Below are 12396 nucleotides of genomic sequence, written 5' to 3'. Positions count from 1 at the left end.
TCAGAATAGGTGGTTGGTTGGACGACCTCTAATTTTGCAAAAACGCCGGTCGCCATCCACCCATGGGATCTGGACGGAGGAAATTCGCCCCGCCGCGGGCGGTTAACAGGACAGCCGTAGGAGCGTCAGCATAGCGCCGGCCGCAGGACGGGACGCGGGACCGACTGTCCCCGTCTGCGGTGGTCCACATGTTTGCGTCAGGAATGGAGCCGATCCGGCGAGATCGTATGCAGTTTCGATTCTCAGCATTCCGGCATTTGATCGTCAACAGAACTCCGTTCTCGGTGACCAAGGCATGCCACTCAGGACGCATAGGCAAAGCAATCTGCTAGCCTTCGACTGAACTTCAGTCGACCCTTTTGTAGGCCGCAATGTCCGAATTGCCGCACTGGTGATCGGATACCGTTCCCACATTGCTGTCGGTGCGTAAATTGCCCGCGCAACACCTTAGCAAGGGAACAACGCGTGTGACCCAGAACGGATTTATGGCAGACGGCCTTTCGAAGACATCGGAAGGTGAAGTCCAATGATCGTAGCGCACCTACTCGACATGGACGGAGTTCTGGTCCGCGGCGGCCAGCCGATTGCTGGCTCGATCGACTATGTCGCTGGGCTGGTTTCCGCCGGCAAGCCGTTTCAGATCTTCACCAATAACTCCCGCTTCACGCCGGAAGATCATGCTGAACGTTTGAGAGCGGTCGGTTTCCTCGTTCAGCCAGGGCACATCTACACATCAGCGCTGGCCACTGCACGGTTCGTGGAGCTACAAAAGCCCGGATCCTCCGCGTATGTCATCGGCGACAATGGCCTGGTCGAAGCCCTGCGGCAGGCAGGCTGCAGGATCACGCAGTTTGCCCCAGATTTCGTCGTCCTCGGCGACACAACTTCCTACCACTATGAGCAGATCGCCGCCGGCGCCGAGCTTGTCGTAAAGGGCGCGTGGTTTCTTGCCACCAATCCGGATGCCACTGGGCCGACCGAGCGCGGCTTCCATCCGGCCTGCGGCTCGGTCGCCGCCCTGATCGAAAAGGCCACCGGCCGTCAGCCCTATTTCGTCGGCAAGCCGAACCCGTTCATGATGCGAAGCGCGCTCGAACGCCTGGGGATCGGTGCAGCCGATACAATCCTCGTCGGAGACAGAATGGATACCGACGTTGTGGCGGGCTTGGAGTCGGGTCTGAAGACGGCCCTTGTGCTTACCGGGGTGAGCACAAGGGCCGACATGGAGCGGTTTCCATTTAGACCCGACCACGTGATCGAACGCCTCTCCGATCTTGGCGAGATTCTTATTAAGGAATGACCATGGGGCACACACACAGGTGCCTGCGGTTGCGATAGAACCGTGAAGCCTTAGGTCGACACGCCTTCATACAATGCAGCGTCTGTGGCTCCTTTCCAATTGAGACAATCGCCTTCAATTTCTGATCACTGCTGGGAGTCCGAGATGGGCCGATCGAATGAAGAAGCACTGCGGCGCACAATCCGGAGACACCAGTTGCGCGAAATGGTGCCTCTTGCAGACAGCACGATCTACGAAATGGAGCAGCGGGGCGAGTTTCCGCGACGCTTCGCTTTGACCCCGAGATGCGTGGTGTGGGATCTGAGCGAAGTACAAGCCTGGCTCGCAGCACGCCGGTCAAAACCAATTCTGCGAGCGCCCAAACCGGACGTAAAGCAACGCCAAGCCCGGCCGGTCAGAGAGCCGGATCAGGCTCCAGGATCGGCATCGCCGGCGGAATGAGCGTCGGCACATACCTGTTGCCATCGACCCAGGCATGCACAGTGTCCGACCATTCCTGCATCATGTGACGACGCTGCACCTCATACTCGGCTTTGTTGTAGACACCCCGCGAAGAGCGCCCGTCTTCGTGGGCCAAACATTTTTCTATCCAGTCGCTGTTGAAACCAAGTTCGTTCAGCAGCGTCGAACCTGTTCGCCGCAGGTCGTGCACCGTAAACGGCTCCAGGGGCAGCCCTTCCATCTTCGCCCGTTCGACCACAGCATAAGTCACCCGGTTGAATGTCGCGCGCGACATCGGCGCATCGGCGTCATAACGAGACGGCAGCAGATATCTTGAATTGCCTGCACAGGTCTTCAAGGCGATCATGATGTCGAGCACCTGGCGTGACAGGTAGACATTGTGCGCCTTTGAGCGCTTCATCCTCTCTTTCGGGATCGTCCAGACCGCATTCTCGAAATCGACTTCCTCCCAAACGGCGTCCTGCAGCTCGCTCTTGCGGACCATGGTAAGGAGGTAGAGGCGCATTCCCAGACGGATCGTGGGAAGCGTTGCGACATGCTCGAGTTGCTTCAGCATCACTCGAATTTCTGACGGGGTGAGTGAGCGATCCCGTGGAACGAAATTGGCGATGGAGGCCGGCCCTACGTCGTCAGCGGGATTGCCGACTTTTTCACCGTGAAGAACCGCGAAGCTGTAAATCTGCTTGAGGATATCGCGCACGTGGATCGCCGTCGCAGGTGCGCCGCGATCGACGATCTTGCCGCAAAGTACCCTAAGATCGTCAGGCGTGATTTCCGTCAGGAGGCGGTTTCTCCAGACCGGGAGCAGTTCACGATCAAAGATGGAACGCCGCATCGCGCGCGTGCTGTCGGCCATAGGACCGGCATTCAACCACTTCTCGCCGAATTCGCCGAAGCTCTTTGCCTCCTTGATACGGCGCTTCTCCCGCTGCTTCTCGATCGCGGGAGATCGCCCGTCGCGAATGTCTCGTCTTGCGTCGAGGCACCTCTCTCGTGCCAAGGCAAGCGAGATACCATCGCGTCCATACTTGCCCAGATAGACAGTCTCCCGGCGGCCGTTGAGCCTGTAATCCAGCCCAAACGACATCGCGCCGCTCGGCATGACGCGAACATACATCCCGTCGCGGTCCGCAATTTTGTAGATTTTGTCTTTTGGTTTCAACGCCTTGAGGGCAGTGTCTGTCAGCATCCCTGCTGCCTCCTGAAAAGTACCGTCAGCGCTACTATGGGGGCTCTTGGCAGAAATTTCCTATTATCTTCAATAGGTTAAACCAAAAAAGTACCGTCACGAGCCTCATTGATCGTGACGGTACTTTGAAAAATTGGTCGGAGCAATATGGCCGAGGTCCGTCAGGAGGACCGTCAGAGCCAAAACCTACCTGCCGATAGGTACTGAATGTCTTAGAGATGATTTATTTTTAGTTTCAACGGCTTGTGTCGTATTGCGGCCTGTTTCCGGCGGCGTTTGGGTAGGCCCGAATCATTCCCACTCGATTGTGCCGGGCGGCTTCGAGGTCACGTCGTAGACGACGCGGTTGATGCCCTTGACCTCGTTGATGATGCGGGTGGCGGCGGCGCCGAGGAAGGCCATATCGTAGTGATAGAAATCCGCAGTCATGCCGTCGACCGAGGTGACGGCGCGCAACGCGCAGACGAATTCGTAGGTGCGACCGTCGCCCATCACGCCGACGGTCTGCACGGGAAGTAGCACGGCGAAGGCCTGCCAGATGGCGTCGTAAAGGCCGGCCTTGCGGATTTCGTCGAGATAGATGGCGTCGGCCTCGCGCAGGATTTCCAGCTTGTCGCGGGTGATGCCGCCCGGACAGCGGATGGCCAGGCCAGGGCCTGGGAAGGGGTGGCGGCCAATAAAACTTTCGGGCAGGCCGAGCTCCTTGCCGAGCGCCCTCACCTCATCCTTGAACAGTTCGCGCAGCGGCTCGACCAGCTGCATGTTCATGCGCTCTGGCAGGCCGCCGACATTGTGGTGCGACTTAATGGTCACCGAAGGGCCGCCGGTGAAGGAGACGCTCTCGATAACGTCGGGATAGAGCGTGCCCTGGGCCAGGAAATCGGCGCCGCCGAGCTTTTTGGCCTCTTCCTCGAACACCTCGATGAACAGACGGCCGATGGTCTTGCGCTTCTTCTCGGGATCGGACTCGCCTTCCAGCGCCGAGATGAATTTTTCCGACGCGTCGACCAGGATCAGCGGCAGGTTGTAGTGCTGGCGGAACATCTCGACCACGCCGGCCGCCTCGTCCTTGCGCATCAGGCCATGGTCGACGAGGATGCAGGTCAGCTGGTCGCCGACCGCTTCGTGGATCAGAAGTGCGGCGACCGAGGAATCGACGCCGCCCGACAGCGCGCAGATGACCTTGCCCTTGCCGACCTGCTTGCGGATGGTCTCGACGGCGTGCTCGCGATAGGCGCGCATCGTCCAGTCGCCCTCGATGCCGGCAATGTTGTGGACGAAGTTGCGGAGCAGCCTGGCGCCATCGGGCGTATGCACCACTTCAGGGTGGAACATGATGCCGTACATCTTGCGCGCGACATTGCCGAAGATGGCGAAGGGCGAGCCCTCCGACTTGCCGAAGACCTCAAAACCCTTAGGCAGCGAGATGACACGGTCGCCATGGCTCATCCACACCTGGTGGCGCTGGCCCGGAGCCCACAGGCCCTCGAACAGCGGGCTGTCCTTCTCGATCTCGACGAAGGCGCGGCCGAATTCGCGATGGTTGGAGCTTTCGGCGACGCCGCCCATCTGCACGCAGAGCGCCATCTGGCCGTAGCAGATGCCCAGCACCGGCACGCCGGCGTCGAAAACGATCTGCGGCGCGCGCGGGCTGCCGATATCTGATGTCGAGGCAGGACCGCCGGACAGGATCACGGCTTTTGGCTGGATGCGCTTGAAGGCAGCTTCGGCCGATTGGAACGGCACGATCTCGGAAAACACGCCGGCCTCACGGATGCGGCGGGCGATGAGCTGCGTAAACTGGCTGCCGAAGTCGATGATCAGCACAGTGTCGGGCAGAACGGTGTCGGGGTGATTGGCTGTCGTCATGGCGAGCCTTTAGAGAAAGAAACGAGTCGGCGCAATGGGTTGCGAAGCCACGCCGTCACTGAACTTCGGTGTCTTTGCCGGTGGCATCCGGCGCCGCATCGAGGGTCCGCAAAGCGTCCATCAGTGCTGCGAAGCGCTGCTGGCCGATACGCTCGACGTAGCGGCGTTCGATCTGCAATTTGATGCGGTCACCATCGCGCAGGGCGTCCAGACCCTTGCGCGTATAGCCGACAAGCTTGCCACGCCCGTCCCGCGGATCGGGCAGGCGCTGCACCACGCCTTCCGCCTCCAGCCCGTCGAGCAATTGCTGGACCGCCTGCTTGGAAATCGCCGAGCGGTCGATCAGCGCAGACTGGCGAATGCCGTTGCGGGAGATATGCCCGAGCAACCCGGCGCGCGCCTCTGTGAACCAGCCGTGGCCGGAGGAGCGCATCGCGGCGGCGAACTCAGCCTGCCAGGCCCGGCTCGCTTGCCACAGCCGCCAGCCGACGTGATCGGGTAGCGCTTCGGTTTTTTCGTCAAGCTTCTTGACCATTTTGCCAGCACTCCATATAGTCAAGATACTTGACGACTTCGATTGCGTCGAGCGCTTTCAAACTCAAAACCTGGGAACTGGGACCATGACAATTCTGAACAGGGATACGCTGGCCATTATCATGATCGGCACCACGCATGTCATCGACATGGGCGGCAAGAGTGCGTTCATCCACTACGAAACCGTAGATCGGGCGCACATGCTGCTGCCGGACGGCACCCGCTTTCATGGAAAATGGGACCTGCTCGACGACGGCTACAAGGTCGAATGGACCGATGGCCCGGCCGGCTCGTGGAAACTCGACCACACGACCGGCGCGATCGACTATATCGATGCAACCGGCGCCGTGCGCGGGCGCATTTCGCGCATCGACTTTGGCGACCCGAACCGTCTTGCGGCCTGATCGCTACGCTCAGGCGTCGAGCAGGCCGCCGCCTATCGCCTGTTCGAGCCGTCCGACTGCATCCGCCAGCTTTTCGTCGATGACATGGAGATATTCGGTCCAGTCGCCGACATGCCGCAGATCGGCCGCGCCGTCGGAAATGCCGCGCAGGCCGATCAGCGGGACATCGAACAGCTGGCAGGCGCGCAGGCAGGCGAAGGTCTCCATGTCGACCATGTCCGCGGCAACAGCGTCGTAGGCGGCGCCGGTGATGATGGCGCCGCCGGTCGACAGGCTGGCTTGCCTGATGTCCGGAATCCTGAACGGCAGCGGCACGGTCACCGGCAGCTCGAGGAACGGCGTCGCACCCTTCTCGAAGCCCAAGGGAGACGCGTCGATGTCGCGGTAGCTGACCGAGACCGCCTGGTAGATTTCGGTCTGCTCAAGCGTGCGGCTGCCGGCGGAGCCGAGCGAGACGACGAGATCGGGCAGCGCGGTCTCAGCCTTCAGCGTTGCAAGCCCGGCGCCCAGCCGCACGCCCGCCTCGACCGGGCCGACGCCCGTCATCAACGGCGTGAACAGCTTTTGCAGATGCGGGCCGTATTCGGCCTGCGCCGCCATGACGAAGAGGACATGCTTGCCGCCAATGCGCACAACGCTGGCCATCAGCCGGCGATCCCGTCACGGCCGACCACCGTCATCATCGTGCCGGTCATGGTGGCGATCAGCTTTGCCTCGCCGTCGGCGGCAAAGGCATAGGCCTGGCCGTCGGCGACGATGATGGTGCGGCCGGGTTTGGTCACCGAGCCACGGAACAGGAAGCGCTCGCCCCTGCCCGGCGCCAGCAGATTGACCTTGAACTCGATGGTAAGCACGCCGGAATTTTCCGGCATCAGGGAAAAAGCGGCGTAGCCGCAGGCTGAATCCAGCGCCGTCGAGATGACGCCGGCATGCAGGAAACCGTGCTGCTGGGTGAGCTCGGCCGAATAGGGCATTTCGATCTCGATGATGCCCGGCGTCACCAGTGTCAGTTCGGCTCCGATGGTCGCCATCGCCTGCTGGCGGGCAAAGGACGCCCTGACGCGATCCTCATAATCGGGAGCGGGTACGATCTTTGCTGCCATGGCCATCGCCTTCAATTTTGCCGGAAAAGCTTATCGCAGAGGCACGGGCGGCAAGCAAATGCTTTTGCTGCACTGCAGCAAATGCTCAGTTCAACAGGAGCAGCGAAGCGTTGAGCAAGGTGGCGAATGCCACCCATGTCAACGGCAGCGTCAATTCGTCCGGCGCAGCGCGCAGAAGTAAAACCCGTCTGTGCCGCTAAGCGCCGGCGACAGCGAGATGTCGCCGGCCTTGCCGATCCGCGCGGCCGCCGCGTGGCCGGGGAAATGGTCGTCCCAGAGAGCGCGATGATCGATCCGGACAAAGCCTTTGTGGCGCTCGCGGAAGGCGGCGACCTGCTCGCCATTCTCCTCGTCGAACACCGAACAGGTAATGTAGACCAAGAGGCCACCGGGTTTGACATAGGCCTTGGCTGCATCGAGAATGGCCGACTGCTCGCCCTTGCGGGCGTCGAGCTGCCTTTGCGTCAGCCGCCATTTGGCGTCGGGACGGCGCCGCCAGGTGCCGCTGCCGGTGCAGGGCGCATCAACGAGCACAATGTCCATGTGGCCCACGAGCGGCGCCAGTTCGGCCGGCTTGGTGACTACCTGCACGTTGCGGTTTTCAGAACGGCGGATGCGGTCGAAGATCGGCGCCAGCCGCGCCTTTTCGGCGTCGTGAGCGAAGACCTGGCCTTTGTTGGTCATTGCAGCCGACAGCGCCAGCGTTTTGCCGCCGGCGCCGGCGCAGAAGTCCAGCACCTGCATGCCGGCTTGCGCACCGGCGAGTGCGGCGACGATCTGCGAGCCCTCGTCCTGAACCTCGAACCAGCCTTTCTGGAAGGCGGGCTCCGCCTGCACATTCGGGTGCCGGCCATCGCCGTCGATCGGCGGGATACGAATGCCGTTTGGCGCGATATGGGCCGCCTTCGCGTCAGTATCGGCCAATTCCGCAAGCACCTTGGCGCGGTCGGACTGAAGCGTGTTGACCCTGATGTCGAGCGGCGGACGGGTAGCCAGGGCGGCCCCCTCCTCGACCCATTCTGTGCCGAAGGCCCGTTCGAACAGCGGCGCGCACCAGTCGGGAATGTCGGCCCGCACCGCCTTGGGCGCGTCTTCAGGGCGGCGCTCGGCCAGTGCCCGCAACTCGGCCGCGCTGAGCAGCGGCGGCGCGAACTTGTCGCCATCGAGCGCGTCGTTGAGCGATTGCGCCGTCTGGCCCCATTCGATGAGAAGCGCGCCGAAGCCGATGGCGCGCGGCGTGTCCTCGCCCAGCAGCCAGCCGGCGGAACGCTTGTGGCGCAGCGCGTCGTAGACGATGTTGCCGATCGCCGCGCGGTCGCCGCCGCCGGCAAAACGATGCGACAGACCCCAATCCTTCAGCGCATCGGCCACCGGCCGGTGGCGACGGCCAATGTCTTCCAGCACTTCGATGGCTGCCGCCAGCCGTCCGCCCAGTCGCATTCGTCATTCCATCAATCGAGCATCTTCCGGCCAGCTCTTAGAGCCTTTCACGTCGAGATTGAACCCCGCTGCGTTTCGCGGCGACAAGCTTTTCCGATCGCGGTCGGCGAGTTTCCCCAATCGGTAAATGTCCACCCGCCGTCGACAATAATTCCAAATATATGCAGGGCACCTAATGTTCTGAACTGGCCGCCGCAAGCATGGCCTGTGGCGCAACTGCTCTGCTTTCCAAGCTTTTGCGTTGGGAATACTCTTTGCGCCATGATTCGCGGCGCAGAAAACGCGAGCCGGCGGATCGATACGAGGAGAGGGCAATGAAACCGTATCTTGCGGAAGTTTTGGGAACATTTCTGTTGGTGTTCATCGGCACGGCGTCGGTGGCGACGGGCGGCTTCCTTGCCGACCTGCCGCTCGGCCAGGAAGCCATCGGCCTGGCGTTCGGCATCGGCCTGATTGCGGCGGCCTATGCGGTCGGCCCGATTTCCGGCGCACATCTCAATCCGGCCGTCACGCTCGGCGTCTTCCTTGCCGGCCGGCTGCCGGCAAAGGATGTCATTCCTTACTGGATCGCGCAGATCATCGGCGCCATCCTGGCCTCGCTGGCGCTGTGGATCATCGTTTCGAGCCAGACGGGGGGACACACCACCGGCTTCGGCGCCAATGGCTGGGACGTGGCAAAATGGGGGATGAGCTCGGCCTTCCTATGGGAGCTGATTGGCACCTTCACCTTCGTCACCGTCATCCTCGGTGTCACCGCCGAGAAGCACTCGACGGCGTTCGCCGGCCTGGTGATCGGCCTGACCCTGGCCGGGCTGCACTTCGCCATGATCCCGGTGACCGGCACCTCGGTCAATCCGGCCCGCTCGATCGGCCCGGCGCTGTTTACCGGCGGCGCGGCGCTCAGCCAACTCTGGCTGTTCATCGTGGCCCCACTGATCGGCGGTGCTGTTGCCGGCCTCGTTGCCAAGGCGCGCATCTTCGAAAAGGACTGATTTTCGAAGGCATGAAAAAGGCGCGGGCCGCGGCCCGCGCCTTTTTTGTTGGGAGGGCTGCGATCAGCCGACGATGTCGAAGCGGTCGGCGTTCATCACCTTGGTCCACGCCCTGACGAAATCGCCGACGAATTTCGGCCCGGCATCCGCCGACCCGTAGACCTCGGCCAGCGCGCGCAGCTGCGCGTGCGAGCCGAAGATCAGATCGGCGCGAGTGGCGGTCCACTTGACTACCTTGGTCTTGCGGTCGCGCGCTTCGTAGACCTCATGCGAGCCCGGCTCGGAGGCCGGGTCCCAGACGGTCGCCATCGAGAGCAGGTTGACGAAGAAGTCGTTTGTCAGCGTGCCCGGCCTGTCGGTCAACACGCCATGCTTCGAACCGCCGGCATTGGCGCCGAGCACGCGCAGGCCGGCGACCAGCACCGTCATCTCCGGCGCCGTCAGGTTGAGCAGTTGCGCGCGGTCGACCAGCAACGCTTCGACCGACATCGGCAACTTACCCCCGACATAGTTGCGGAAGCCATCGACTTTCGGCTCGAGCGCGGCGAAGGAATGGACATCTGTCTGCTCCTGCGAGGCGTCGGTGCGGCCGGGCGTGAACGGCACTTTCACCGCGTTGCCGCCGTCCGTCGCCGCCTTCTCGACAGCAGCGACACCGCCGAGCACGATGAGGTCGGCCAGCGACACCTTCTTGCCGCCCGCGTTGAACTCCTTCTGGACAGCTTCGAGCTTCGCCAGCACCTTGGCCAGTTCGGCCGGCCGGTTGACCTCCCAGTCCTTCTGCGGCGCCAAGCGAATGCGCGCGCCATTGGCGCCGCCGCGCTTGTCGGAGTTGCGGAAGGTCGAGGCCGAGGCCCAAGCGGTCGAAACCAGCTGCGAAACAGTGAGGCCCGAGGCGAGGATCTTGGCCTTCAGCGCGGCGATGTCCTGATCGCTGACCAGTTCATGGTCGACTGCCGGTACCGGATCCTGCCAAATCAGCTCTTCCTTCGGCACCAACGGGCCGAGATAGCGCACGACCGGGCCCATGTCGCGGTGGGTGAGCTTGTACCAGGCGCGGGCGAAGGCATCGGCGAACTGCTCCGGATGCTGGTGGAAGCGCCGCGAGATCTTCTCGTAGGCCGGGTCGGCCCGCAACGCGAGATCGGTGGTCAGCATCGCCGGCGCGCGACGCTTGGACGGGTCGTGCGCATCCGGCACCGTGGCCGCACCGGCACCGCCCTTCGGCGTCCACTGATGTGCGCCGGCCGGGCTCTTGGTCAGCTCCCATTCGAAGTTGAACAGATTGTCGAAGAAGTTGTTGCTCCACTTGGTCGGCGTCGTCGTCCAGGTGACTTCGAGGCCCGACGTGATGGCGTCGCCGGCGATACCGGTGGCGTGCTTGCTCGACCAGCCAAGGCCTTGCGCCTCGATGCCGGCGCCTTCCGGCTCGGCCCCGACAAGGGCTGCATCACCCGCGCCATGGGTCTTGCCGAAGGTGTGACCGCCGGCGATCAGCGCCACAGTCTCTTCGTCGTTCATCGCCATGCGCCCGAACGTCTCTCTGATATCGCGTGCCGAGGCCAGCGGATCGGGCGTGCCGTTCGGCCCTTCGGGGTTGACGTAGATCAGGCCCATCTGCACGGCGCCGAGATGGCCGTGAAGTTCGCGATCGCCGGAATAGCGCTTGTCGTCGAGCCATTTGGTTTCCGAACCCCAATTGACGTCCTGCTCCGGCTCCCAGACATCGGCACGGCCGCCGCCAAAGCCGAAGGTCTTGAAGCCCATCGATTCCAGCGCGACATTGCCGGTGAGGATCAACAGGTCGGCCCAGGAAATCTTGCGGCCGTATTTCTGCTTGATCGGCCACAGCAGCCGGCGCGCCTTGTCGAGATTGGCATTGTCCGGCCAGCTGTTCAGCGGCGCGAAACGCTGCTGGCCGGCACCGGCCCCACCGCGGCCATCGCCGATGCGATAGGTGCCGGCGCTGTGCCATGCCATGCGGATAAAAAGCGGGCCGTAATGGCCGAAATCGGCCGGCCACCAATCCTGCGAATCCGTCATCACCTTGTGCAGATCCTCGATCACCGCATCGAGATCGAGGCTTTTGAATTCCTCGGCATAGTCGAACGCCTCACCCATCGGGTCGGAAAGGTTCGACTGCTGGTGGAGAACGCTGATGTCGAGCTGGTTCGGCCACCAGTCACGATTGGTCCTGCCGGACGTTCCATGCGCGACCGGGCATTTGCCGGCGCTGTTGTCGTCGGTGTTCGCGTCCATCTTAGCCTCCGAATTGCTGATTTTCTTTGTTGATTTTCCGGGCCGGCCGGGAGCCGCGCCACTCTGGAATTGTTCCAGACTAGGCCGTCTCTTCGATAAAAACAAATTGCCTTTCCTGTTTGTTGCGATAGGTTTTTCTTATGATTGGTCTCACCGTCCGGCAGATGCAATATTTCGAGGCTTTGGCGCAAACGCTGCATTTCGGCCGTGCCGCAAAACTCGCCGGCGTCAGCCAACCAGCGCTGTCCGCACAGATCGCCGAGATGGAACAAAGGCTGAGCTGCCGGCTGTTCGAGCGTGGCGGCAAGACGGTGCGGATGACGCATGAGGCGCAGGCCCTGCTGCCGCGCATCGAACGCATTCTGCGCGACATCAGCGAGGTCGAGACGACGGCGCGGCGCGGCCGCCCGGCCATGGAGGGGCGCTTCCGGCTGGGCATCATTCCGACAGTGGCGCCCTATCTGTTGCCGCACGTGCTGCCGGAGCTGAAGCGGCATTTTCCCGCTTTGCAGCTCGAACTGCGCGAAGCGGTGACTGCATCTTTGGTCGAGGACACGGCGACGGGACGTCTCGACGCCTTCATCGCCGCGCTGCCGCTCGACCAGCCGGGCCTGGTCACCGAAGTACTGTTCGCCGACCGCTTCTTCCTCGCCGTGCCGCCAGGCGACCCGGCCTTCGCATCGCCTCCGGTGCCGCCGGAAAGTCCGGCGCTGGAGCGGCTGATGCTTCTGGAGGAAGGCCATTGCCTGCGCGAACAGGCACTCGCGCTGTGCGGCAGCGTGCGTCCGGTGGCGATGGCCAGCTACGGTGCGACCAGCCTGACGACGCTCCTGCAGATGGTGGC

The 12396-nt window shown here is 62.7% G+C and carries 12 protein-coding genes; 5 read left to right on the top strand and 7 right to left on the bottom strand.

The window, feature by feature from the left end:
• The first annotated feature begins 526 nt into the window (after positions 1–526).
• Together ACWGTI_RS31325 and ACWGTI_RS31320 are read left to right on the top strand one after the other, a co-directional pair.
• The gene (locus ACWGTI_RS31325) at positions 527–1300 is read left to right on the top strand and encodes an HAD-IIA family hydrolase (RefSeq protein ID WP_454590546.1); all 774 of its coding nucleotides are present in this window, start codon (positions 527–529) and stop codon (positions 1298–1300) included.
• 144 nt (positions 1301–1444) lie between these two features.
• Entirely contained in the window at positions 1445–1741 is a 297-nt protein-coding gene (locus ACWGTI_RS31320; RefSeq protein WP_454590545.1) for a helix-turn-helix transcriptional regulator, read from the top strand.
• Here the strand turns inward: ACWGTI_RS31320 and ACWGTI_RS31315 are convergent.
• The 3 genes from ACWGTI_RS31315 to ACWGTI_RS31305 form a co-directional block, all read right to left on the bottom strand.
• Entirely contained in the window at positions 1695–2951 is a 1257-nt protein-coding gene (locus ACWGTI_RS31315; protein WP_454590544.1) for a tyrosine-type recombinase/integrase, read from the bottom strand. The genes ACWGTI_RS31320 and ACWGTI_RS31315 overlap by 47 nt on opposite strands.
• 291 nt (positions 2952–3242) lie before the next feature.
• Entirely contained in the window at positions 3243–4820 is a 1578-nt protein-coding gene (gene guaA, locus ACWGTI_RS31310; RefSeq protein ID WP_454590543.1) for a glutamine-hydrolyzing GMP synthase, read from the bottom strand.
• Between the two features lie 55 nt (positions 4821–4875).
• Positions 4876–5355 carry a MarR family winged helix-turn-helix transcriptional regulator gene (locus ACWGTI_RS31305; RefSeq protein ID WP_454590542.1) on the bottom strand — a complete coding sequence of 160 codons (480 nt, stop codon included), beginning with the start codon at positions 5353–5355 and terminating at the stop codon, positions 4876–4878.
• An 85-nt stretch (positions 5356–5440) separates the two neighbouring features.
• On the opposite strand from ACWGTI_RS31305, the gene ACWGTI_RS31300 reads away from it, so the two are divergent.
• Positions 5441–5758 carry a hypothetical protein gene (locus ACWGTI_RS31300; RefSeq protein ID WP_454590541.1) on the top strand — a complete coding sequence of 106 codons (318 nt, stop codon included), beginning with the start codon at positions 5441–5443 and terminating at the stop codon, positions 5756–5758.
• Between the two features lie 9 nt (positions 5759–5767).
• On the opposite strand, the gene ACWGTI_RS31295 is transcribed toward ACWGTI_RS31300, so the two are convergent.
• The 3 genes from ACWGTI_RS31295 to ACWGTI_RS31285 all read right to left on the bottom strand — a co-directional run bounded on the left by ACWGTI_RS31295 (position 5768) and on the right by ACWGTI_RS31285 (position 8301).
• Entirely contained in the window at positions 5768–6403 is a 636-nt protein-coding gene (locus tag ACWGTI_RS31295; protein ID WP_454590540.1) for a 5'-methylthioadenosine/S-adenosylhomocysteine nucleosidase, read from the bottom strand.
• Positions 6403–6861, bottom strand: coding sequence for a PaaI family thioesterase (locus tag ACWGTI_RS31290; protein WP_454577486.1), 459 nt, complete (start codon positions 6859–6861; stop codon positions 6403–6405). Before ACWGTI_RS31290 ends, ACWGTI_RS31295 begins: the two co-directional genes overlap by 1 nt.
• 150 nt (positions 6862–7011) lie before the next feature.
• On the bottom strand, positions 7012–8301 hold the full coding sequence (locus ACWGTI_RS31285; RefSeq protein WP_454590539.1) for an RsmB/NOP family class I SAM-dependent RNA methyltransferase: 1290 nt from the start codon (positions 8299–8301) through the stop codon (positions 7012–7014).
• 314 nt (positions 8302–8615) lie between these two features.
• Between ACWGTI_RS31285 and ACWGTI_RS31280 the strand changes: the two genes are divergently transcribed.
• Complete coding sequence (locus ACWGTI_RS31280; RefSeq protein WP_454590538.1) at positions 8616–9293, top strand: MIP/aquaporin family protein; 678 nt, start codon at positions 8616–8618, stop codon at positions 9291–9293.
• 63 nt (positions 9294–9356) lie between these two features.
• Here ACWGTI_RS31280 and katG read toward each other — a convergent pair whose 3' ends face one another.
• Positions 9357–11552: a catalase/peroxidase HPI gene (katG, locus tag ACWGTI_RS31275; protein WP_454590537.1), complete on the bottom strand. Its 2196-nt coding sequence runs from the start codon at positions 11550–11552 to the stop codon at positions 9357–9359.
• Positions 11553–11692: 140 nt separating this feature from the next.
• Here katG and ACWGTI_RS31270 point away from each other — a divergent pair.
• On the top strand, positions 11693–12396 hold a 704-nt coding region (locus ACWGTI_RS31270; RefSeq protein ID WP_454590536.1), incomplete at its 3' end, for a LysR substrate-binding domain-containing protein.

Source organism: Mesorhizobium sp. ArgA1, from assembly GCF_053714375.1.
This window is presented reverse-complemented; position numbering and strand designations above follow the sequence as displayed.

Bases quoted from the DNA above. Each gene is read 5' to 3' on its own strand.
- ACWGTI_RS31290 (WP_454577486.1), bottom strand. From the start codon at position 6,861: ATGGCAGCAAAGATCGTACCCGCTCCCGATTATGAGGATCGCGTCAGG.
- ACWGTI_RS31320 (WP_454590545.1), top strand. From the start codon at position 1,445: ATGGGCCGATCGAATGAAGAAGCACTGCGGCGCACAATCCGGAGACAC.
- ACWGTI_RS31305 (WP_454590542.1), bottom strand. From the start codon at position 5,355: ATGGTCAAGAAGCTTGACGAAAAAACCGAAGCGCTACCCGATCACGTC.
- ACWGTI_RS31285 (WP_454590539.1), bottom strand. From the start codon at position 8,301: ATGCGACTGGGCGGACGGCTGGCGGCAGCCATCGAAGTGCTGGAAGAC.
- katG (WP_454590537.1), bottom strand. From the start codon at position 11,552: ATGGACGCGAACACCGACGACAACAGCGCCGGCAAATGCCCGGTCGCG.
- ACWGTI_RS31315 (WP_454590544.1), bottom strand. From the start codon at position 2,951: ATGCTGACAGACACTGCCCTCAAGGCGTTGAAACCAAAAGACAAAATC.
- guaA (WP_454590543.1), bottom strand. From the start codon at position 4,820: ATGACGACAGCCAATCACCCCGACACCGTTCTGCCCGACACTGTGCTG.
- ACWGTI_RS31325 (WP_454590546.1), top strand. From the start codon at position 527: ATGATCGTAGCGCACCTACTCGACATGGACGGAGTTCTGGTCCGCGGC.
- ACWGTI_RS31295 (WP_454590540.1), bottom strand. From the start codon at position 6,403: ATGGCCAGCGTTGTGCGCATTGGCGGCAAGCATGTCCTCTTCGTCATG.
- ACWGTI_RS31280 (WP_454590538.1), top strand. From the start codon at position 8,616: ATGAAACCGTATCTTGCGGAAGTTTTGGGAACATTTCTGTTGGTGTTC.
- ACWGTI_RS31300 (WP_454590541.1), top strand. From the start codon at position 5,441: ATGACAATTCTGAACAGGGATACGCTGGCCATTATCATGATCGGCACC.